The sequence below is a fragment of the Nocardia elegans NBRC 108235 genome, from assembly GCF_001612845.1.
GTDB lineage: Bacteria > Actinomycetota > Actinomycetes > Mycobacteriales > Mycobacteriaceae > Nocardia > Nocardia nova.
In genome coordinates this window covers 79,676-101,599 of record NZ_BDBF01000032.1, presented here as the reverse complement: position 1 = coordinate 101,599, position 21,924 = coordinate 79,676, and the positions used below count along the sequence as shown (strand labels likewise).

Here is a 21,924-nt window from a genome sequence, read left to right as displayed (position 1 = left end):
GGCGTGGCCCGCCGCGCGGACGAGCAGGGCCGCGGTGCCCCGGCCGGTGTGGTCGACGATCACGGAGCGGCCGCTGCCGGGGGCGGCGGCGAGCATCGATCGCAATTCGTCGGCGTGCACGGCCGGCAGATCGGCCTGCAGCGCAAGCAGATCGACGGCGCCGTGGCGCTCGCGCACGGCGACGGCGGCCGAGGCCAGTGCGGTGTTCAGGCCGTCGCTGTCCGCGAGCGGCCGTGCGGTATCGGCGGGCGCCGGTGTATCGGCGAGGGCCGGCGCGGACGGGTCCGGATGGACCGTCGCACCGAGCTCGCGCACGACTTTAGCCACGCGCTGGTCGGGTGTCACCACCGTGACCGAGCCCAGTCCGGCGGCCAGGGCGGCGGCGACCGTATCCGACAGCATGGCCAGCACCAGCCGCGAGCGTTCACCGGCCGGCAATCGGTCGGCGAGTCGGCTCTTGGCTCGGTCGAGGTGCTTGACCGCGATCACGGCGTGGACGGCATCCGGACGCATGCGTTCATGGTCGCACGTTCCGGGTGGTCGCAGGCTGCGAGCAGTGACCGATCGAACACGCGAACCCCCGAGTACCGGATACTCGCGCGGCGGCGAGTGGCATATTGAAACGATGACGAGGGCGGCAGTGATGGGTGCGGGATCCTGGGGTACCGCATTCGCGAAAGTGCTCAACGACGCGGGTACCGAGGTCACGATGTGGGCGCGACGGTCCGAGATCGCGAAGGCCGTGGCGACCGAACATCGCAATCCCGCCTACCTACCCGACGTGTGGCTCGACGGGATCGCGGCCACCGACGATTACCGGGTGGCCCTCGACGATGCCGACATCGTCGTGCTGGCGGTTCCGTCCCAGTCCTTGCGTCCCAATCTCGCGCACTGGCGCGCGGCGATCCGCTCCGATGCGACGCTGCTGAGTCTGGCCAAGGGCATCGAGACCGGAACCCTGATGCGGATGAGCGAGGTCGTCGCGGAGGTGACCGGCGCGGATCCCGGGCGCATCGCGGTGCTGTCGGGCCCGAACCTGGCCCGCGAGATCGCCGCCGAACAGCCGGCCGCCTCCGTGGTCGCCTGCTCCGACGCCGCACGTGCGGAGACGGTGCAGCATTCCTGCGCCACCGGCTATTTCCGGCCCTACACCAATACCGATGTGATCGGCTGCGAGATCGGCGGCGCGTGCAAGAACGTGATCGCATTGGCCTGCGGGATCGCCGCGGGCATGGGACTGGGCGACAACTCCGTCGCCAGTCTGATCACCCGCGGGCTCGCCGAGATCATTCGACTGGGTGTGGCCCTGGGTGCGAATCCGGTCACGTTCGCGGGTCTGGCCGGCGTCGGCGATCTGGTGGCAACCTGCACCTCGCCGCTGTCGCGCAACCGGTCCTTCGGCCATGTGCTGGGCGCAGGCGGGTCGATGCGGGCCGCGCAGGACGCGACGCACGGGCAGGTCGCGGAGGGTGTGAAGTCGTGCACCTCGATCCGCGCGCTGGCCGAGACCCACCATGTGGAGATGCCGCTGACCACCGCGGTGCACCAGGTCTGTCACGAGGGGCTCTCGGTTTCCGATGCCGTCGGGCAATTACTCGGTCGGCGGATCAAACCGGAATGAATGATTTCGGTCCGGCCGGGGTACGGTTCGGACTATGACAAACCGGATCAGGGTTGCGGTGGTGTTCGGTGGCCGCAGCAACGAGCACGCGGTGTCGTGCGTTTCGGCCGGCATGGTGCTGACCAACCTGGATCCCGAACGCTACGAGGCGGTGCCCATCGGCATCACCCGCGAGGGCGCCTGGGTGCTCAGCGGCGCCGATGCGCGCGCACTCGCCATTCGCGAACGCGCGCTGCCCACGGTCGACTCGGCCGGCACCGTGCTGACCCTGGCCGCCGACCCGAGCCGCTCGGGCGCCCTGGTCGCGCTCGACGGCGCCGAAGCGTTGCTCGGCGTGGTCGACGTGGTGTTTCCGGTGCTGCACGGGCCGTGGGGCGAGGACGGCACCCTGCAGGGGCTGCTGGAGCTGGCGGGGGTGCCCTACGTCGGCCCCGGCGTGCTGGCCAGCGCCACCGGCATGGACAAGGAGTTCACCAAGAAACTGCTTGCCGCGGAAGGACTTCCGGTCGGCACGCAGGTGGTGCTGCGCCCCGGCACCGACACCCTGAGCGAGGCCGACCGGGACCGGCTCGGCCTGCCGGTATTCGTCAAACCCGCGCGCGGGGGTTCCTCGATCGGCATCACCAAGGTCGAGGACTGGATCGATCTCGATTCGGCGATCGCCGCGGCTCGTCTGCACGATCCGAAGGTGATCGTGGAAGCCGCTATCGTCGGACGCGAAGTCGAGTGTGGCGTACTGGAATTCCCGGACGGCCGGGTGCAGGCCAGCGTGATCGCCGAGATCCGCATGCCGGGCGACGACGTTTCCGAGAGCGAAACCGCTTCCGGCACACCGCAATTCTACGATTTCGACACCAAATACCTCGACGACGTGTGCGAGTTCGATATTCCGGCCAAGCTGGACGACGATATGTCGCAACAGATCCGGGAGCTTTCGGTGCGGGCGTTCCGCGCGCTGGACTGTCAGGGGCTGGCTCGGGTCGACTTCTTCGTCACCGAATCCGGACCGGTGATCAACGAGATCAACACCTTGCCCGGATTCACCTCGATCTCGATGTATCCGCGCATGTGGGATGCCACCGGAATCGACAATCGCACCCTGATCACCACGCTGATCGAGACGGCATTGACCCGGGGCACCGGACTGCGCTGAGCGGCGGCCCGGCCCGCGTAATCTGGGTGGGGTGATGCTCGCGATGACTCTGCCCGGGTTGGCGCTGCTGATCATCGCGGTCGCCTTCGCCGAGGTGGGCTACCGGAAGATGACCGGCCGCGCCGCGCTGCCGTGGATGCGCGATTCCACCGGGCCGAGTGCGGCGGGTATCGGATTCGAGCAGTTCGACGCGTTGTTCGACGCGGGCAAACGGCACGAATTCGAGGAGCGGCAGACGGTTCTCATGCACCGGGAGAATCCGGGGGACGGGACTCCCGGTGAGACGGAGATAGATCTGAGCACCGGCCGGGCCCGCCTACCGCGCGCCTGATCCGCGTCACCGCCCGGCCCAGCCGATCTGTGCGGCAACGGCTTTCAGTTCGGAACAGGGTTCGGATCGAGCGGCTTCGCCGGCACGGTCTCGGCGATCGTGTTCGAAATCTCCTGCAGCGGAGAGGGGCCCGCCTTGGCGGGCATGGTCACGGCGATATAGGTGCCGCGGTCCACCGCGTACCAGGTGCCCGAGGTCACGCCGCTGGTCTGATCGCGCACCTCGAACCAGTTCACGCCGTTGACCACCTGCAGGGCGGACGCCTTGTCGAATTCCAGGGGCCGGTCCAGGCCGCAGCGCAGCACGATCGGATCGCCGCCGCCCGGCGACTGCCAGGCCGCGGTCGCGGGCGGAGCCGGTTGGGCGAGTTCGGATTTGGTGTAGTCGTCGCCGAGTGACTCCGGCAGTGCGGCCAGCAGGGCGGTGCAATCCTGGCTCGACGCGGCGGGCGCCGGTACCGAGCCCAGCGCCAGCGGCTCGCGACCGGCGGACTGTCGCGACATGGCCGCGATGACGAGGACGACGACGATCAGCGCCACCGGAAGTGCGACGGCGGTCGCGATCAGCGCCGGATGCAGCTGCGGGCCGGAGTCGTCGGAGGCCTGCTCGGCGGTGGATTCGGTGTCCGACGAGGCGTCGCGGTCGGAATCGCCGCGATCGGTGGATTCGGACTCGGCCGGCTGCGACTTCGACGACTCGGCCGCATCGGACTCGGGGGTCTCGGACGCGGTCGGCGCGGAATTCTCGGGCCGGTCGGTAGCGGGTTCCGAACCGGCCGCGGCCGGCAGGCCGGGCTCGGACTCCGGTCGGTCGGGCTGCGGGGTGTCCGCTGTCGGCCGGTCCGTCTCGCTACTCATCCGGGATTCGTCTCCACTCGTGCCGGGCGGGCGTCGCGCCCGGCTGATTGTCTGGAAATGCGTGTTCGAGGGTATCGAACGGCCGTCGGCGCGCTCCCGCGGCATCCGGGCGCTGCCGCGCCCGAGGGGAGGCCACAGCGGATCGGTGCGGCTGCCCGGGCACAGGGTAGCGTCGGAGTGTGGTGTCCCCGGTGACGTAACCGGGTGGGAAGAAGGAGATCGACATCACCGAGAGCGGCCCGCGCACCGTGCGCGACCTGGGCGAATTCGCATTGATCGAACGGATGAACGCCGGGCGTTCGTTCGGTGGTGGCGTCGAGTTGGGGCCCGGGGACGATGCGGCGGTGGTGGCGGCCCCGGCCGGGCGCTACGTGGTCAGTACCGACATGCTCGTACAAGATCGGCATTTCCGGCTGGACTGGTCGCGGCCGCAGGACATCGGGGCGAAGGCGATCGCGCAGAATGCCGCCGATGTCGTCGCGATGGGTGCCGCGCCCAGCGCGTTCGTGGTGGCGCTGGGCTGTCCCGCCGAGACGCCGGTGGCGTTCGTCGACGGGTTGGTCGACGGTATGTGGGCGGAGGCGCGGCGGGCCGGGGCCTCGATCGCCGGGGGCGATGTGGTGCGCAGCCCCCAGGTGGTGATCTCGGTGACCGCGTTCGGAGATCCGCGAGGCCGGACCGTGCTGCGCTCGGGGGCACGCGACGGCGATATCGTCGCGGTCGCCGGCCGGCTCGGCTGGTCGGCGGCGGGACTGGCGGCCCTGTCGGCCGGTGCTGCCGGCGCCGAGCGGTTCGCCGATGTGATTGCCGCCCATCGGGTTCCGCGACCGCCGTACTCCGCCGTGCTGGAGTTGCCGGATGCCATGGGGATCACCGCGATGACCGACGTCTCCGACGGACTGCTCGCCGATCTGTCCCATATCGCCGAATCCTCCGGTGTGGCGGTCGATGTCGACTCGGCGGCCGTGGCGGATCCGGCGCTGTCGCCGGTCGCCGCCGCGCTGCACGCCGATCCGCTCGGCTGGGTACTCACCGGCGGTGAGGACCATGCCTTCGCCGCCACCTTCGGAGCCGGTACCGCGATCCCGCCGGGCTGGCGGGCGATCGGCCGGGTGTGCACCGGCTCCGGCGTTTTCGTCGACGGAGCGCGGTGGCCGGGCCCGCTGGGCTGGGAGTCGTTCGGAGGGGGCGAACAGCATGCGGCCCGATGATGCGACGGCGGATGGGCGGCGTGACGACGCCGAGCCGCGGCGACTATCTTTTCCCGACATGGGCGCGAAACCACTGCCGCAGATCATCGATACGGGCTGGGCCGAGGCATTGGAACCGGTGGCCGACCGGATCACCGAGATGGGCGAGTTCCTGCGGGCGGAAAATGCCGCCGGACGCGGATACTTCCCCAAGGGAGAGAACGTCTTACGTGCCTTCACCCGCCCCTTCGACAAGGTGCGCGTGCTGATCGTCGGACAGGACCCGTATCCGACCCCCGGTCATGCGATGGGCCTGAGTTTCTCGGTGGCGCCGGATGTTTCGCCGGTACCGCGCAGCCTGGCGAACATCTTCTCCGAGTACTCGCGCGATCTCGGCCATCCGACCCCGTCGTGCGGTGACCTCTCGCCGTGGTCGGATCAGGGTGTGCTGCTGCTGAACCGAGTGCTGACGGTCTCGCCCGGCCAGCCCGCATCGCATCGGGGCAAGGGCTGGGAAGCGGTGACCGAGCAGGCAATTCGCGCGCTCGTGGCCCGCGAGCAGCCGCTGGTGGCGATTCTGTGGGGCCGCGACGCCTCGACGTTGAAGCCGATGCTCGGCGATGTCCCGATCATCGAATCCGCCCATCCCTCACCGCTGTCGGCCTCGCGCGGTTTCTTCGGATCGAGGCCTTTCTCCCGCACCAACGAATTGCTCGGTACATTGGGGGCCGCCCCGGTCGATTGGCGCTTGCCCTGACCGCGGCGTAACAGTTCGAGCGAAACAGGAGCAGATGCATGCAGATCACATCCGTGCGCGGTGCCGTAGTCGCCGTCGCCGCCGGTGCGGCGGTTCTCGGCGCACCCGCGATAGCGCAGGCCGCGGGCCTGCCGCTGGAGCCGGCCACCCCGCAGGAAGAGGTCACCACCACTCAGCACGCGGGACCGGTGCTGGCCCTGTGGGATCCGCAGACGGGTTCGTCGTCGCTGTCGTCCAACGTCAATGCGCGCGGTCTGTGCATCTTCCAGAGCATCAGCGCGCAGGGCGGACTCGACTGCTTCACCGGCGCCCAGTAATCGGGCGGCGGGCGATCATCCGGAGCTCGCTCGCCAGGGAGAACGGTTCGATTCGGCGGGCCTCGTCAGCGGCGAATCCGAACTTTCGATAGAAATTCCGGGCGCGTGGATTCTCCTCGAACACCCATAACGCGGTGTCGGTGTCGGGGAGGAGAATCGCACGCAGCAATTCCTGCGCGATGCCGGTGCCGTATCGGTCGGCCCGGACGTAGAGCGCATACAGTTCCCGATCGGCGACGCGCGGTTCGTCGCGAGGCGGGCCGGCGTGTGCGAATCCGAGGACGCGATCGCCGGGGGCGCGGGTGTCGTCGAGGGCCAGCACGATGGTGTGGGCCGTTCGGTCGGCCGCCGCGCTCTCGTCGATCGAAGCGATGAGCGCGGCCCACCGGGCGGCACGGCGGTCGACGTCGAAGGCGGCGAGCACGTGGTCGGGCACCAGGCCGCGATAGGCCTCCCGCCACGATTCGATATGGCAGATCGCCAGATCACGGGCGTATTCGGTGGACGCCGCCGCGATCCGCGGGCGGTGCGGGTTCACCATCGCGTCCTGCCGGGTGACGACATGACGGCGGGTGACCACATGACAACGCCCCGGTCACCCTGTGGGTGCGCCGGGGCGTCGAAGATGTCTACGCAGCTCAGCCGCGAACAACCTTTCCGGCCTTCAGGCAGGAGGTGCAGACGTTCATGCGGCGGGTGTTGCCGGGGGCAACCTGCGCACGAACGGTCTGGATGTTCGGGTTCCAGCGACGGTTGGTGCGCCGGTGCGAGTGCGAAACCGACTTACCGAAGCCGGGGCCCTTGGCGCAGACGTCGCAGACGGCAGCCATAGTCGCGAGCTCCTTCATGTCATGGGGGACCGCTGTCGGGGAGACAGCCTGTCCGGAAACTTTATCCTCAATGCCTACCAGCGCTACCGCCGGTCAACGCAACCGGGCAGCGGCCGCGTGAGGCAACCCTGCAAGAGTAGCGGCCGGTCGTATTCGATGTCCAATCGCCCCGGGGGCGCCGCGTGCGCCGATCCGCGGCCGCGGCGCCGGCACCGGCGGATCCCCGTCCTCACCGGGCTTCGCGTGTCGAGGCTGTCGGTGTGGACGACTACCCTGGCTGGCGGGTTCGACGGTGTGATCGCGGTGGCGGGAAGGACGGTGACGTGCGCGGGGTCCGGGAGAGGCTCGATGCGGCCGCACTGCGGCAGTGGGGCGCGCTGTGTGTGGAACACCTGCTCGCCCATCGCGAGGAGATCAACGCGCTGAACGTCTTTCCGGTGGCCGATTCCGACACCGGAACCAATCTACTCATCACCATGCGCGCCGCGCTCGCCGCGACGGAGATACCCGGCGACGCCGATCCGCCCGACGATGCCGCCGATCTGCTCGCTGCCACGGCCCGGGCCGCGACCGCCGCGGCGTGCGGAAATTCGGGCATCATCCTGTCGCAGGTCCTGCGGGGGCTGGCCGAATCGGCCGATCGCGACGGCCTCACCGCGGCCACGCTGCGTACCGCGTTGCGCCGGGCGGCGGTACTGGTCCGGGAATCGCTGAGCGAACCGGTCGAGGGCACCATGCTCACCGTGCTGGAGGCGGCGGCGGACCGCGCCGAGGACTGTGCGGAGGAGACGGTCGCCGCGGTGGCCGTGGCCGCCGCCGACGGCGCGGTGAAGGCGCTCGGCGAGACCCCGTCACAACTGGTGGTGCTGCGTGCGGCCGGTGTGGTCGATGCCGGGGCGCGCGGGCTGCTGGTCCTGCTGGACGCCCTCGTGGAGGTGTGTACCGGGAGCGCGCCGGCGCGTCCGGTCTACCGGGTGACCGATTCCGCCCCCGCGCGGCGGGCCGCCGGGCCGGTGCGACGCGATGCTCCCGGTGACGATTCCCCGACCGCGCGGGCGAACAACACTGCGGCGCAGCCGGATTCGCCGGTGCGCCCCGGGGAGATCCGGCCGGAGGCGCTCGCGGGCGACGGCTCCGTCGCGAGCCGCGGGGCACCGGCGGGTTTCGATCGCGCGCACATCACGAGTATGCGATCGCGAACGAACGATGCTGCGCTGCCGATGATCTCGCCGCAGAGCGAATCCGGCACGGAAGCCGTCCGGCACGCCGGGGCGGAGTCGGGCCGGCGAAATCGGGCGAGCGTGCCGCAGTACGAGGTCATGTACCGGATCGGCGAGACCGATCCGGCGCGCATCGACCGGTTGCGTCACGACCTTGCCACGCTGGGAGATTCGGTGGTCGTCGTCGGCGACGGCGAGGGCAGCTGGTCGGCGCACGTGCATTGCGCCGATGCCGGCGCCGCGGTGGAGGCGGGCCTCGCCGCCGGCGCCCTGGGCAATATCCGGATCGAGGGGTTGCTCGGCACGTCCGTTGCCGCGCAGGGACAGTCCGATCGAGGCATTCTCGCGATCGCCACCGGCGCCGGGGCGGTGCGTCTGTTCGAGGACTCCGGTGCCGTCGTGCTCACCGGTGCGGTGACCGCCGACCGGCTGCTGGCCGCCATCCGCGCGATGCCGCAGCGGGAGGTGCTGGTGCTGCCCAACGGGGCGCTGCCCGCGCCGGAGCTGGTGGCGCTCGGTATGGCCGCCCGGGACGGGTGGCGCGAGGTGATGATGCTGCCCAGCGGCTCCATGGTGCAGGGGCTGGCGGCCCTCGCCCTGCACGACAGCGGCAGCCTGGCCGTCGACGATGCGCTGACGATGTCGCAATCGGCGGCCAGTACCCGGTGGGGCGCGGTCCGCGTCGCCACCGAACGCGCGCTGACCATCGTCGGCACGTGCGAACAGGGCGACGGTCTCGGCCTGGTCGGCCACGACGTGGTCGTCATCGATCCGGACCTGCGCCGGGCCGCCCGCACCCTGCTCGATCGCATGCTCGGGCTGGGCGGGGAACTGGTGACGCTGCTGCTGGGCGCGCAGGCGCCCGCCGGATTGGCGGACGAACTCACCACACACATCACCACGGAATTTCCCGGCGTCGAAGTCGTCACCTACGACGGCGGACAGGCCGTGGACCTGGTCCAGATCGGGGTGGAGTAGATGGCGACACTGAGCGACCGGCTCGACCATGTGCTGGGGGTGAAGGCGGCCGAACCGCTGGCCGACGCCTTCGATATGCATATCGTCGAGGATCTGCTGCGCCACTATCCGCTGCGCTATGCCACCCAGGGGCAGCCGCTCACCGAGGAGGCCCCCGAGGAGGGCGCCCACATCACGGTGGTGGGCCGGGTGAGCAAGACCGAACTGCGGCCGATGCGGCAGCGCCGCGGCAAACTGCTCAAGGTGGAACTGGACACCGGCTCCGCGAAACCGGTGGAGATCACCTTCTTCAACGGCGACAAGGTGAGCTACCTCGTCAAACAGGGTGTCCGGGCCATGATGTCGGGCACCGTGCACTGGTGGCGGCCGGATCGCTGGAATCTGTCGCATCCGTCGTATCTGATCCTGCCCGAGACCGCCGAATCGGTGGACAGTCTCACCTCCGTGCGCGGCGGCGGCGCGCTGCGCGGTCTGGCGGAGAGCGCGAAAGGTGCCGGGGGAGTGGACATCTCGTTCTTCGAACGGGAATACATTCCGGTGTATCCGGCGACCGCCAAGGTGCAGAGCTGGGACATCCTGGCGTGTGTGCGGCAGGTGCTCGACCAACTCGATCCGATCGACGATCCGCTGCCGCGGGATCTTCGCGAAGACCACGAGCTGCTCCCCGTCTCGGATGCGCTGCGGCTGATCCACCTACCCGAACGGAAATCCGATATCGACCAGGCCCGGCAGCGGCTGCGCTTCGACGAGGCGCTGGCATTGCAGCTGGTACTGGCCCAACGCCGCCACGACGCGGCCGGGCGCACCGCGCGGGCGTGCCCGCCGCGTTCCGACGGCATCGCCGCCGAATTCGAACAACGCCTGCCGTTCGAACTGACGGCCGGCCAGAACAAGGTGATCGCCGAGATCTCCGGCGACCTGTCGCGCCCGCATCCCATGCACCGGCTGCTGCAGGGTGAGGTCGGTTCCGGTAAGACCATCGTCGCGCTGCACGCGATGCTGCAGGTGGTCGACGCCGGACTGCAGTGTGCGCTGCTGGCGCCGACGGAAGTCCTTGCCGCCCAGCACTATCGGTCGCTGCGGTCCATGCTCGGCGACCTCGGTGCGGCGGGCGAACTGGGCGCCGCCGACCGGGCCACCAAGGTGGTGCTGCTGACCGGTTCGATGTCGGCGACTGCGAAGAAGGCGGCACTGCTGGACGTGGTGACCGGGACGGCCGGCATCGTGATCGGCACACACGCGCTGATCCAGGACGCGGTCGAATTCTTCGACCTCGGCATGGTGATCGTCGACGAACAGCACCGCTTCGGCGTGGAGCAGCGAGATGCCTTGCGCGCCAAGGCGAAAGACGGCATCACCCCGCATCTACTGGTGATGACCGCGACGCCGATTCCGCGCACCATCGCGATGACCACCCTCGGCGATCTGGAAACCTCCACCCTGACCGAGCTACCGCGCGGGCGCTCACCGATCACCACCCGAGTAGTGCCCGCCCGGATGAAACCGGCGTGGGTCGAACGCGCCTGGGAACGGATCCGCGAGGAGGTGGCGGCGGGCCGGCAGGCGTATGTGGTGTGCTCCCGCATCGGCGACGAGGAGGACGACGGCGCAGCGAAGAAGGGCGCCAAGTCGAAAGGCAAGAGCCGGAAGCAAGCCGACGACGACACGGGCGAGGCGCCGACCACCCACGCCGCGATCGACGTGTTCGAGACGCTGCGCACCGGGCCGCTGGCCGACCTGCGGCTGGGCTTGTTGCACGGCCGGCTGCCGACCGACGACAAAGACCGCGTGATGCGCTCGTTCAACGACGGCGATATCGACGTGCTGGTCTGCACGACGGTCGTCGAGGTCGGCGTCGACGTGCCCAACGCGACCGTCATGGTCATCGTGGACGCCGATCGGTTCGGCGTCAGCCAGCTGCATCAGCTGCGCGGCCGGGTGGGCCGGGGTAAACATCCGGGGCTGTGCCTGCTCATCACCGAAACCTCGCCGATGGGCACGGCCATGGCGAGGCTGGAGGCGGTGGCCGGCACGCTGGACGGCTTCGAACTGTCGGTGCTCGATCTGCGACAGCGCCGGGAGGGCGATGTGCTGGGTTCCGCGCAGTCGGGTACCGCGCGCAGTTTGAAACTGCTCTCGCTGCTCGACGATCTCGACGTCATCACCACCGCCCAGGTGCTGGCGCGGGAGGTCGTGGACGCCGATCCGGGGCTGACCGACCATCCGGGCCTGGCGAATATGATGCATGCCGCCGTCGACTCCGAGCGGCTGGAATATCTGGCGAAATCCTGATCACCGGATCGCGGGCGGATACGGCAGATCGACGCTGGAATTCTCGGTGACCGCCAGCGGGCGACCGATCTGCGGGAATGCGCGCTGCGGACAGGCGGGCCGTTCGCACACCTTGCATCCGGCGCCGATCGGCACCGCGGCGGCCGGTTCGTCGAGTTGCAGGCCCTGCGAGTACACCAGCCGATCGGCGTATTCGATATCGCAGCCCAGCCCGACCGCGAATTCCTTGGTGGCGGTGCCGAAGCCGTGCGGACTGGGATAGGTCGTGCGCGCGATCCACAGATAGCGCCGGCCGTCCGGCATGGCCGCGACCTGCGTGAGGATCCGGCCGGGATGGGAGAACGCCTCGTGCACCACCCACAGCGGGCAACTGCCGCCCACCCGGGAAAAGTGAAACGCTGTGGCGGACTGGCGTTTCGAGATGTTGCCCGCTCGGTCGGTGCGGACGAAGAAGAACGGCACCCCGCGCTGTCCCTGCCGCTGCAGGGTGCTCAGCCGATGGCAGACCGTCTCGAAGCCGACCTCGAATCGCAGCGAGAGCAGGTCGATGTCGTAGGACAGTTCCTCGGCCGAGCGCAGGAACTTCCCGTACGGCAGCACCACCGCACCCGCGAAATAGTTGGCCAGCCCGACCCGGGCCAGGGCCCGCGATTCACCGACCAGCGACGGGGTGGCGTCGAGAACCTCGTCGAGCAGATCGCCGTGCAGCAGGAAGGCCAGTGTGGTGGCGATCTGGAATGCCCGCTGACCGGGGCGCAGCCGGCGCGCGAGGATGAGGGTGCGGGTCTCGGGGTCGAAGCGCCGTTTCGGGATGGCCGGGTCGGCGCCGTCGCCGCGGACCAGCACGGTGACACCGGCCCGCTCCTCGGCGACGCGCGCCAGTTGGCGATCGATCGATCCGATGGTCAGACCGCATTCGTCGAACAGCCGTTCGGCGGCCAGATCCAATTGGGGAATGTGATTGTGGTGGTCGTAGAAGAAATCGCGCACATCCTCGTAGGGCATCGGCACACCGGGCGTACCGGCCGGGGTGGCGACCTTCGACGACAACAGATCGAGCTGATCGGTGGTAGCGCGCAGACGGCGATGCATGGCGACGATGGTCTTGGCGACCTCCGGGAGCCGGGTGGCGAGATCCTCGACCTCCGCGGCGGGTGGGGCGGTACCGCCGGCCGCTTCCACGAGCACCTCGTGCAGGTCCGAGACCAGCCGCGCGTCGGAGTCGGCGGCGAAGAACTGCACATCCAGATCGAAGGTCGAATTGAGTTTCAGGAGAACGGGAATCGTCAGAGGCCGCTGGTCACGTTCGAGCTGATTGAGATAGCTGGGCGAAAGCTCCAACGACTTGGCCAGGGCGGCCTGGGTCATCCGTCGTTCTTCGCGCAACCGCCGTAACCGGGCACCCGCATACATCTTGCGCACGCCGCAGATGCTACCTTCACACCTTCGCAATCATTGCAATTTCGCTACTAGGCGCGTACAAAAATCTGCTGTTGCAAGGAGTTTTGATCAACTTCGATGATGCGTAGCGTGCGAAGTATGCGGCCGGATCCGGTAGACCCACGACAGTGGAAGTGCTGCTCGGAGGTGGTGAACTACCAGGTGGAAAAGGTTGCCGGAAAAGCTGCTGGGCCCCGAATTTTTACGGCGGGTCGTCCGGCCGACGACTCGCGTCCGGGCGAGTCGCCGACCGTGCGGCTGCAGCGCGTCACATGCAGCAGCGCGTCACATCCAACGGCGCATCACAGCATCAGCGCACCAGCGCGGCCGCCTCGACCATATTGCGCAGCGACGCCTCCACCTCGGCGCGGCCGCGGGTTTTGAGGCCGCAGTCCGGATTCACCCACAACCGTTCCGCCGGAACGGCTTTCATGGCCTCACGCAGTGAATTCTCGATTTCGGCCACACTCGGAACCCGCGGTGAGTGGATGTCGTAGACACCCGGCCCGATACCGAGCGCGTACCCGGCGGCGGTGAGATCGTCGAGGATCTCCATATGCGAGCGCGCCGCCTCCACCGACGTGACATCGGCGTCCAATGCCGCGATGGCGCCGATGATCTCGCCGAATTCGGAGTAGCACAGATGGGTGTGAATCTGGGTGTCGTCGCGAACCCCGGCGGTGGCCAGGCGGAACGCGCCCACCGCCCAGTCCAGGTACGGCTGCTGATCACCGCGGCGCAGCGGCAGCAGCTCGCGCAGCGCGGGCTCGTCGACCTGGACGATACGGATTCCGGCGGCCTCCAGGTCCACCGTCTCGTCGCGAATGGCCAGCGCCACCTGCCGCGCGGTCTCGGCCAGTGGCTGATCGTCGCGCACGAACGACCACGCCAGAATCGTGACCGGACCGGTGAGCATGCCCTTGACCGGCTTGCCGGTCAGCGATTGGGCGTAGGTGATCCACTCGACGGTCATCGGCGCGGTGCGAACGACATCGCCGTAGAGGATCGGCGGGCGCACGCAGCGGGTGCCGTAGGACTGCACCCAGCCGTGGTCGGTGGCGGCGAATCCGTCGAGTTGTTCGGCGAAGTACTGGACCATGTCGTTGCGCTCGGGTTCACCGTGCACGAGGACGTCGAGCCCCAGATTCTCCTGTAGCGCAATCACATCCGCGATCTCGGCGCGCATCCGCTCGCGATACTGCGCGTCGTCGATCGTGCCGGTGCGCAGCTCGGCGCGGGCGGTGCGGATCGCGGTGGTCTGCGGGTAGGAGCCGATCGTGGTCGTGGGCAGCAGCGGCAGGCGCAGCTGTGCGCGCTGCAGCTCGCGACGGCGCTGCGCCGGTGCCCGCTGCGCTCGATCGTCGCCGAGGCCGGCGAGCCGGGCTCGCACGGCCGCGTTGTGCAGGCGCGGATCGCGGCGGCGGCTTTCGATCGCGGCGCGCGATGCGGCGAGCTCCGCGGCGACCGCGTCGGTGCCGGCACCGACCGCGTGCGCCAATATCCGCACCTCGTCCATCTTCTCGGCGCCGAACGCCAGCCACGATCGCAACACCGGATCCAGGCCGGACTCCGCCGCCAGCGAATACGGCACATGCAGCAGCGAACTCGAGGTCGAGACCGCCAGCGCGCCGACCGAACCCCGCAGGGTCGCCAGCTCACTCAGCGCCGTTTCCAGGTCCGTGCGCCAGATGTTGCGGCCGTCCACCACTCCGGCGACCACCAGCTTGTCCGCCAGGGCGGGAACCGCCGCGACCTCGGAAGCGGTGGTGCCGGAACGGAAGTCCAGCGCCACGCCCTCGATGGGCGTGGCGGCCAGGGCGCTCAGTGCCGGGCCCGGGGAGCCGAAGTACGTGGCCACCAGGATGCTCGGCCGCCGGTCCCCGGCGCTCAATTCGGCGTAGGTGGTGCGCACGGTGACGAGCTCGGCCTCGGAGAGGTCACGCACTAGGGCCGGCTCGTCGATCTGGACCCAGGCGGCGCCCGCGTCGGCCAGCCGGTCCAGCAGCTCGCGGTAGAGCGGGATCAGCTCGGCCAGCCGGTCCATCGGCGCGCCGCCGTCGGCACCCTTGGACAGGGCCAGAAAGGTCACCGGCCCGATCACCACCGGACGTGCCGGGATGCCCAGCTCACGCGCCTCCCGCAGCTCGCCGAGCAGGGCCGACGGATCGAGGGCGAACCGGGTGTCCGGGCCGATTTCCGGCACCAGATAGTGGTAGTTGGTGTCGAACCACTTGGTCATCTCCAGCGGTTCGATGCCCTCGGCGCCGCGCGCGGCCGCGAAATAGCGGTCCAGCGGATCGCCGATGCCGGCGACCCGCGGCGGCAGCGCGCCGAGCATGACCGCGGTATCCAGCATCTGGTCGTAGAACGAGAAGGTGCCGACCGGTACCGCGTCGAGTCCGGCGGCCTGCGCCGCCGACCAGCCCTGCGCGCGAAGCTGCCGGGCGACGCGCTCGAGTTCGGCGGCGTCGATCCGTCCGGCCCAGTAGCTTTCGACAGCACGTTTGAGTTCGCGCCGCGGCCCGATGCGCGGCAGGCCCAGAACCGTTGCGGTGAAACGAGTATGCGTTGTGACAGTCACGGTGTTCTCCAAACTGGAAGCCACAGATCACCGCCGCACGACGGACGAAGCCCCGAAAAACACTGCCGCACCGGGGTATCCGGTGTGCCACGGGTCCGCCCGCCCGATCCACGAGGCGGTGACCGCCGGATACGGCGTATCCGGCACAACCGGCAGGTCTTCGGACTCACAGGCATCGGTCGTGCGGACCGGTCCGGAGAGGGCCCCGGATGTCGCCTACTGGCCGTCGCTTCCCGGAATGGATCCAGTGCTCATGACGGCGGTCGTTCCTGTTCACCGCTGCGGGACAGTCCCGGATTCTCACCGGGTTCCCTCTCGCCGGCCCGCGAGGACCGGTTTCGACGCTGCGCGCGACGCTCGGGGCTCCAACTCGTCGACGGCAGCGAACCAGCTGCGTTCCCGAGCGTAATCCACCGCGAGCGGCAGGGGAAACGCCGCCCGCCCGGCCGGATATGTTTCCGCTGGAAGAACACAACTTCGCAGACTCGCCGATCCGGTTTGTGAGGATGGCTGCGAAGCCGTATTCACTGCCCGGCCCCGCTCGCCGGGCAGGTACCTTTATCGAATGTTCTCCAAAGTGCTGGTCGCCAACCGCGGGGAAATCGCCATCCGTGCCTTCCGCGCCGCTTACGAACTCGGCATCGGCACCGTGGCGGTCTTTCCCTACGAAGATCGCAACTCGGTGCATCGCCTCAAGGCCGACGAGTCGTACCAGATCGGTGTCCCCGGACACCCGGTGCGCGCCTACCTCTCGATTCCCGAGATCATCAGCGCCGCCAAGTCCGCCGGCGCCGATGCGGTCTATCCCGGCTACGGTTTCCTGTCGGAGAATCCGGACCTCGCCGCGGCCTGCGCGGCCGAGGGCATCACCTTCATCGGCCCCTCGGCCGAGGTGCTCGAACTGACCGGTAACAAGGCGCGGGCCATCGCGGCGGCGAAGGCGGCCGGGCTCCCGGTGCTGAACTCCAGCGCGCCCTCGGCCGATGTCGAGGAGCTGCTGCGGGCATCGGAGGAGATGGACTTCCCGGTGTTCGTGAAGGCGGTCGCCGGCGGTGGCGGTCGCGGTATGCGCCGGGTGGCGGATCGGGTGCAACTGCGCGAGGCGATCGAGGCCGCCATGCGCGAGGCGGAATCGGCGTTCGGGGACGCGACGGTCTTCCTCGAGCAGGCGGTGATCAACCCGCGGCATATCGAGGTGCAGATCCTGGCCGATCAGCACGGCAACGTCATGCATCTGTTCGAGCGCGACTGTTCGCTGCAGCGGCGGCATCAGAAGGTGATCGAACTGGCGCCCGCGCCGAATCTGGAACCCGCACTGCGCGAACGTATTTGCGCCGACGCGGTGGCGTTCGCGCGCCAGATCGGCTACTCGTGCGCGGGCACCGTGGAGTTCCTGCTCGACGAGCGCGGCCATCACGTGTTCATCGAGATGAACCCGCGGATCCAGGTCGAGCACACGGTGACCGAGGAGATCACCGATGTGGATCTGGTGCAGTCGCAGTTGCGCATCGCGTCCGGGGAGTCGCTGGCGGATCTGGGGCTGAGTCAGGACAGCGTGTCGATTCACGGTGCCGCGCTGCAGTGCCGGATCACGACCGAGGATCCGGCCAACGGATTCCGTCCCGACACCGGCCGCATCACCGCCTACCGCTCGCCCGGCGGCGGTGGCATCCGGCTCGACGGCGGGGCGAATCTCGGCGCCGAGGTCGGCGCCCACTTCGACTCGATGCTGGTCAAGCTGACCTGTCGCGGCCGCGACTTCGGCGCGGCGGTGGCGCGGGCCCGGCGCGCGGTGGCGGAATTCCGCATCCGCGGCGTGGCCACCAACATCCCGTTCCTGCAGGCCGTGCTCGACGATCCGGATTTCCGCGCCGGACGCATCACCACCTCGTTCATCGACGAGCGGCCCGAGCTGCTGACCCAGCGCGGTTCGGCCGACCGCGGCACCCGCATCCTGCGCTATCTGGCCGACGTGACGGTGAACAAGCCGCACGGTGAGCGGCCGACGGCGGTATATCCGCACGACAAGCTGCCGGCGATCGATCTGAGTGCGCCGCCGCCGGACGGCACCCGCCAGCGTCTGCTCGAACTGGGACCCGAGGGTTTCGCGCGGTGGTTGCGGGAGCGCGACGCGGTCGGCGTCACCGACACCACGTTCCGCGACGCCCATCAGTCGCTGCTCGCGACGCGGGTGCGCACGCGCGGCCTGCTGACCGTCGCCGGGCACGTCGCGCGGATGACCCCGGAACTGCTCTCGGTCGAATGCTGGGGTGGCGCGACCTACGATGTGGCGTTGCGCTTCCTGTACGAGGACCCGTGGGAGCGGCTGGCCGCGCTGCGGGAGGCGATTCCGAACATCTGCCTGCAGATGTTGCTGCGCGGGCGCAACACCGTCGGGTACACGCCGTATCCGGAGCAGGTGACGCGGGCGTTCGTGCGAGAAGCGACCGGTACCGGTATTGATATCTTCCGGATCTTCGACGCACTGAACAATGTGGATCAGATGCGGCCGGCGATCGACGCGGTACGCGAGACCGGCACCGCGCTGGCCGAGGTCGCGATGTCCTATACCGGTGATCTGTCGAATCCGGACGAGAACCTCTACACCCTCGACTATTACCTGAAGCTCGCCGAGCAGATCGTCGAGGCCGGCGCGCACGTGATCGGCATCAAGGACATGGCCGGGCTGCTGCGGGCGCCGGCCGCGCACACGCTGGTGACCGCGCTGCGCAGCAACTTCGATCTGCCGGTGCACGTGCACACCCACGACACTCCGGGCGGGCAGCTCGCCACCTACCTGGCCGCTTGGCAGGCCGGCGCGGACGCCGTGGACGGGGCGAGTGCGCCGATGGCAGGCACCACGAGCCAGCCCGCGCTCTCGGCGATCGTCGCCGCGGCCGCGCATTCGCCCTACGACACGGGGCTGAACCTCGATGCCGTCTGCGACCTCGAGCCGTACTGGGAGGCGCTGCGAAAGGTGTACGCGCCCTTCGAATCAGGGTTGCCGGGACCGACGGGCCGGGTGTACCACCACGAGATCCCGGGAGGGCAGCTGTCGAATCTGCGGCAACAGGCCATCGCGCTCGGGCTGGGCGACCGGTTCGAAGAGGTCGAGGCGAAATACGCGGCCGCCGACCGGCTGCTGGGCCGGCTGGTGAAGGTCACCCCGTCCTCCAAGGTGGTCGGCGATCTGGCCCTGTCGCTGGTCGGATCGGGCGTGGACGTGGACGATTTCGCCACCGACCCCGCGCGCTACGACATCCCGGACTCTGTCATCGGTTTCCTGCGTGGTGAACTCGGCACCCCGGCGGGCGGCTGGCCCGAACCCTTCCGCAGCCGCGCCCTCGAAGGTCGCGGCCCGGCGAAGCCGGAAGTGCCGCTGACCGCGGAAGACGCCGCGGCACTGGACGGTTCGTCACAGCAGCGGCGAGAGACGTTGAACCGGTTGCTGTTTCCCGCTCCGACCGCGGAATTCCTGGCGCATCGGGAGAAGTACGGCGACACCACCGGATTGTCGGCGAACCAGTTCTTCTACGGTCTGCGCCACGGTGAGGAACACCGCGTCGAACTGGAGAAGGGCGTCACCCTGCTCATCGGCCTGGAGGCGATCTCGGAGCCGGACGAGCGCGGCATGCGCACGGTGATGTGCATTCTCAACGGACAGCTGCGTCCGGTACAGGTGCGCGACCGCTCGATCGCCAGCGAGGTTCCGGTGGCGGAGAAGGCCGACAAGAACAACGCCGGCCATATCGCCGCACCCTTCGCCGGTGTCGTCACCCTGACCGTCGGCGAGGGCGACACGGTCGCCGCCGGTGACACGGTCGGCACCATCGAGGCCATGAAGATGGAGGCCGCCATCACCGCACCCCGCGCGGGAGTCGTCGCCCGGGTGGCGATCGGCACGGTGCAGCAGGTGGAAGGTGGCGACCTGCTGGTGGAACTGCGCATGAACGAGACATCGGCCGAATGACGATGCCGGTCAGCCACATTCGTGCGCGGGGCGAGGGCCGGCCGTGATCGGTCACGGACCGGCTCGCGCATGCCGTATGCCGGTGGATCGGTCGACGTCGTCGTGCGGGCGGGGCCGACCTGCCCGCACGGCCCCGCGCCCTCGGCTTGCCGTGGCGGAGGAACCGCGGTGACCCGGATCGTCGCGGGCACGGCCGGTGGTCGGCGGCTGCGGGTTCCGCCCGCGGGGACCAGGCCGACCTCGGACCGGGTGCGGGAAGCGCTGTTCAACGCGCTTTCCGCGCGCATGGATTTCGACGGCATCCGGGTACTCGACCTCTATGCCGGGTCCGGGGCCCTCGGTCTGGAGGCGCTGTCGCGCGGTGCGTCCCATGCGCTGCTGATCGAATCCGATCGCAAGGCGGCCGCGGTGATTCGCGGAAATATCGCGGATCTCGAGGTCCCGGGCGCCGAATTGCGCCCGGGCACAGTCGCTTCCGTCCTCGCGACGGCACCCGCCGAACCGTACGACCTGGTGCTGTCCGACCCGCCCTACGCGGTCGCCGACGCCGCTGTCGAGGCCGACCTGCGGGCGTTGTCGGCCAACGGCTGGTTGCACGGGGACGCGCTGATCGTCGTCGAGCGGTCGGCGCGATCACCGGAAACGGCATGGCCCGCAGGTTATTCGGCGTTGAAGTCGCGCCGATACGGCGAAACTCGCGTCGATCTGGCGGAATACCACGGATAATCCCCGGCCCCCGGGCTCGGTCGACGGTCGTTCCGCCGGCAAGGCCTGCCGCCGCGGAGGCTCCCGCCGCCGCGGCGACCGACTCAGCCGCGGCGTTCGGCGATGCGCGCGAGCAGGCGTTTGTGCACGGCCGGCGGCAACATGCCGGTGACGTCGCCGCCGAAGGTCGCCACCTCCTTGACCAGGGAGCTGGACAGGAAGCTCAGCGCCGGGTTGGTGGCCAGGAAGTAGGTGTCGACGCCCGAGAGGTGCTTGTTCATCTGGGCCATCTGCATCTCGTACCCGAGATCGGTGGCATCGCGCAGCCCCTTGACCATGGCGGTGATGCCCTGTTCGCGAGCGAAATCGACCAGCAGCCCGTACCAGGATTCGATCCGTACGTTGGGCAGATCGGCGGTCGCCTCGCGCAACATCTCGATCCGCTCGTCGACGCTGAACATGCCCTGCTTGCTCTTGTTGATCATCACGGTCACGACGACCTCGTCGAACTGCGCGGCCGCGCGCGAGATGACGTCGATATGCCCGTTGGTCACCGGATCGAAGGACCCGGGGCACAGTGCTCCAGCCATGCAGCGACGCTAACAGGTCGGGGCGGGCCGAGCCGATCGTGGTCGTCACAGCGCACGCAGCCGCAGTGGCGTCGGCGCCGGGAGGGGCGCGGGGCGGATGTAACCGCGGGGGCGCTGCTCGCGGGCCCGGCTCAGCGCGGCGTGCACGCGTTCCGCGGTGCCTCCCGTACTCAAACCGCGCCAGGTGGTGCGGACCGGCTGAAATCCGTAGCGCCGCAACACCGCATCCGGCGGGCGGCGCGACGGGCCGCCATGGGCCCGCGCTCTGCTCGGCCGGTTTCCGTCGACCTCGAGCACCACCCCGGTTCGGCCGAGATACAGGTCGGCCGTCCCCAGCACTCTCCCGTCCTCGGCATGGATCACCCCACCCGCGGACGCCGGCGGGAAACCGAGCAGCCGCAGCAACACCCGGATCCGGGAGTGGTCGACTCCGGCGCTGCGCGGATCGAGGAAACCGATCACGTGCCGGGCGCCGTCGACGCCGCGCCGACCCCGGGCGCAGGCCAGTTCGCGTGCCAATGCCGGTGCGGTGATGCCGAATTCGCGAGCGAGGGCTTCGCCGACGACGACCGCCGATTCGAACGGAAGGGTGCGAGCCAGATCGATGACCGTGCGAGCGGGACTGGTGACCAGCAGCCCGTGCCGTTCGGCCACCACGGTGACGGGTGCGCAATGCACCTTCAGATTCGGTTTGATGCGCCCGCCGTGGCGTCGATTGCGTGTCACGTGCACACGGTCCAGCAGTGCCGGCGACATCGGCGCACCCAGCATGACCGCCGCCGATTGGTGGCTCACCACGGCATCGGCCGCCATCTCCGGCAGCAGTGCCGCCACCGCTAGCCGGTGCCGCGCCACGCCGTCCAATTCCGCGAGTAGCGAGGCCTCGGCGTACGCCCCGCGCCGCACCCGCCGCCAGCTCCCGATCGCACACCGCCGCCGGATCTCGTCGTCGCCGACCCCTGCCGAGACCGCGTCCCGGCGCCGGTGCAACCCGGCGACCCCGCCCTGCACCGTTGACCGGCTTGCGCAGCACAAGGTTTCGGCACGCGTGTTTCGGTGCGTCATTGCGGGTCCTGGTACGGCCGGGTGCGG

The 21,924-nt window shown here is 69.3% G+C and carries 18 protein-coding genes and 1 riboswitch; of the genes, 10 read left to right on the top strand and 8 right to left on the bottom strand.

From position 1 onward, the window contains the following. A partial coding sequence (cofC, locus tag NE2_RS22665; RefSeq protein ID WP_063909453.1) for a 2-phospho-L-lactate guanylyltransferase occupies positions 1–513 on the bottom strand: 513 nt, incomplete at its 3' end. Between the two features lie 112 nt (positions 514–625). On the opposite strand from cofC, the gene NE2_RS22660 reads away from it, so the two are divergent. From NE2_RS22660 to NE2_RS22650, 3 genes are read left to right on the top strand one after another with little or no spacing between them, the layout of a single operon-like run. Beyond that, positions 626–1,621 carry an NAD(P)H-dependent glycerol-3-phosphate dehydrogenase gene (locus NE2_RS22660; protein ID WP_063029152.1) on the top strand — a complete coding sequence of 332 codons (996 nt, stop codon included), beginning with the start codon at positions 626–628 and terminating at the stop codon, positions 1,619–1,621. 34 nt (positions 1,622–1,655) lie between these two features. After that, a complete protein-coding gene (locus NE2_RS22655) occupies positions 1,656–2,774 on the top strand; it encodes a D-alanine--D-alanine ligase family protein (protein ID WP_063029150.1) in 1,119 nt (372 codons plus the stop codon). Between the two features lie 34 nt (positions 2,775–2,808). After that, entirely contained in the window at positions 2,809–3,105 is a 297-nt protein-coding gene (locus NE2_RS22650) for a DUF6191 domain-containing protein (RefSeq protein ID WP_228817830.1), read from the top strand. Positions 3,106–3,149: 44 nt separating this feature from the next. Here the strand turns inward: NE2_RS22650 and NE2_RS22645 are convergent, their stop codons facing one another. Next, positions 3,150–3,683, bottom strand: coding sequence for a DUF3515 domain-containing protein (locus tag NE2_RS22645; RefSeq protein ID WP_063029190.1), 534 nt, complete (start codon positions 3,681–3,683; stop codon positions 3,150–3,152). A 527-nt stretch (positions 3,684–4,210) separates the two neighbouring features. On the opposite strand from NE2_RS22645, the gene NE2_RS22640 reads away from it, so the two are divergent. Genes NE2_RS22640 through NE2_RS22630 form a run of 3 tightly spaced genes read left to right on the top strand, consistent with a single transcriptional unit; the run spans position 4,211 to position 6,226 of the window. Then, positions 4,211–5,173, top strand: coding sequence for a thiamine-phosphate kinase (locus tag NE2_RS22640; protein WP_084494247.1), 963 nt, complete (start codon positions 4,211–4,213; stop codon positions 5,171–5,173). Between the two features lie 58 nt (positions 5,174–5,231). Then, positions 5,232–5,909, top strand: a complete 678-nt coding sequence (locus NE2_RS22635) for a uracil-DNA glycosylase (protein ID WP_063015206.1) — start codon at positions 5,232–5,234, stop codon at positions 5,907–5,909. 38 nt (positions 5,910–5,947) lie between these two features. Further along, positions 5,948–6,226 carry a hypothetical protein gene (locus NE2_RS22630; RefSeq protein ID WP_063029146.1) on the top strand — a complete coding sequence of 93 codons (279 nt, stop codon included), beginning with the start codon at positions 5,948–5,950 and terminating at the stop codon, positions 6,224–6,226. Here the strand turns inward: NE2_RS22630 and NE2_RS22625 are convergent. Together NE2_RS22625 and rpmB are read right to left on the bottom strand one after the other, a co-directional pair. Beyond that, positions 6,210–6,806, bottom strand: a complete 597-nt coding sequence (locus NE2_RS22625; RefSeq protein WP_106958565.1) for a GNAT family N-acetyltransferase — start codon at positions 6,804–6,806, stop codon at positions 6,210–6,212. The two genes, NE2_RS22630 and NE2_RS22625, sit on opposite strands and share 17 nt — an antisense overlap. A gap of 58 nt (positions 6,807–6,864) precedes the next feature. Then, positions 6,865–7,056 carry a 50S ribosomal protein L28 gene (gene rpmB / locus NE2_RS22620; RefSeq protein WP_011210730.1) on the bottom strand — a complete coding sequence of 64 codons (192 nt, stop codon included), beginning with the start codon at positions 7,054–7,056 and terminating at the stop codon, positions 6,865–6,867. Positions 7,057–7,379: 323 nt separating this feature from the next. Here rpmB and NE2_RS22615 point away from each other — a divergent pair, with 323 nt between their 5' ends. Both NE2_RS22615 and recG read left to right on the top strand, forming a co-directional pair. Next, positions 7,380–9,254 (top strand): DAK2 domain-containing protein, encoded by a 1,875-nt coding sequence (locus NE2_RS22615; RefSeq protein WP_063029144.1) that lies wholly within the window; start codon positions 7,380–7,382, stop codon positions 9,252–9,254. Next, positions 9,255–11,546 (top strand): ATP-dependent DNA helicase RecG, encoded by a 2,292-nt coding sequence (gene recG / locus NE2_RS22610; protein WP_063029143.1) that lies wholly within the window; start codon positions 9,255–9,257, stop codon positions 11,544–11,546. It begins immediately after the preceding gene. Here the strand turns inward: recG and NE2_RS22605 are convergent, their stop codons facing one another. Continuing rightward, positions 11,547–12,968 carry a short-chain fatty acyl-CoA regulator family protein gene (locus NE2_RS22605; RefSeq protein WP_174553970.1) on the bottom strand — a complete coding sequence of 474 codons (1,422 nt, stop codon included), beginning with the start codon at positions 12,966–12,968 and terminating at the stop codon, positions 11,547–11,549. Between the two features lie 328 nt (positions 12,969–13,296). Next, the gene (gene metE, locus NE2_RS22600; protein ID WP_063029184.1) at positions 13,297–15,567 is read right to left on the bottom strand and encodes a 5-methyltetrahydropteroyltriglutamate--homocysteine S-methyltransferase; all 2,271 of its coding nucleotides are present in this window, start codon (positions 15,565–15,567) and stop codon (positions 13,297–13,299) included. Positions 15,568–15,701: 134 nt separating this feature from the next. Continuing rightward, a riboswitch (cobalamin riboswitch) is annotated at positions 15,702–15,919 on the bottom strand. Between the two features lie 213 nt (positions 15,920–16,132). Here metE and NE2_RS22595 point away from each other — a divergent pair. Next, complete coding sequence (locus tag NE2_RS22595) at positions 16,133–19,537, top strand: pyruvate carboxylase (RefSeq protein WP_063029141.1); 3,405 nt, start codon at positions 16,133–16,135, stop codon at positions 19,535–19,537. A gap of 168 nt (positions 19,538–19,705) precedes the next feature. After that, positions 19,706–20,263 carry a 16S rRNA (guanine(966)-N(2))-methyltransferase RsmD gene (gene rsmD / locus NE2_RS22590; protein WP_063029182.1) on the top strand — a complete coding sequence of 186 codons (558 nt, stop codon included), beginning with the start codon at positions 19,706–19,708 and terminating at the stop codon, positions 20,261–20,263. An 83-nt stretch (positions 20,264–20,346) separates the two neighbouring features. Here rsmD and coaD read toward each other — a convergent pair whose 3' ends face one another. Both coaD and NE2_RS22580 read right to left on the bottom strand, forming a co-directional pair. Next, a complete protein-coding gene (coaD, locus tag NE2_RS22585) occupies positions 20,347–20,832 on the bottom strand; it encodes a pantetheine-phosphate adenylyltransferase (protein ID WP_030513019.1) in 486 nt (161 codons plus the stop codon). A gap of 45 nt (positions 20,833–20,877) precedes the next feature. Continuing rightward, a complete protein-coding gene (locus NE2_RS22580) occupies positions 20,878–21,897 on the bottom strand; it encodes a hypothetical protein (RefSeq protein WP_233429857.1) in 1,020 nt (339 codons plus the stop codon). Positions 21,898–21,924 lie beyond the last annotated feature (27 nt).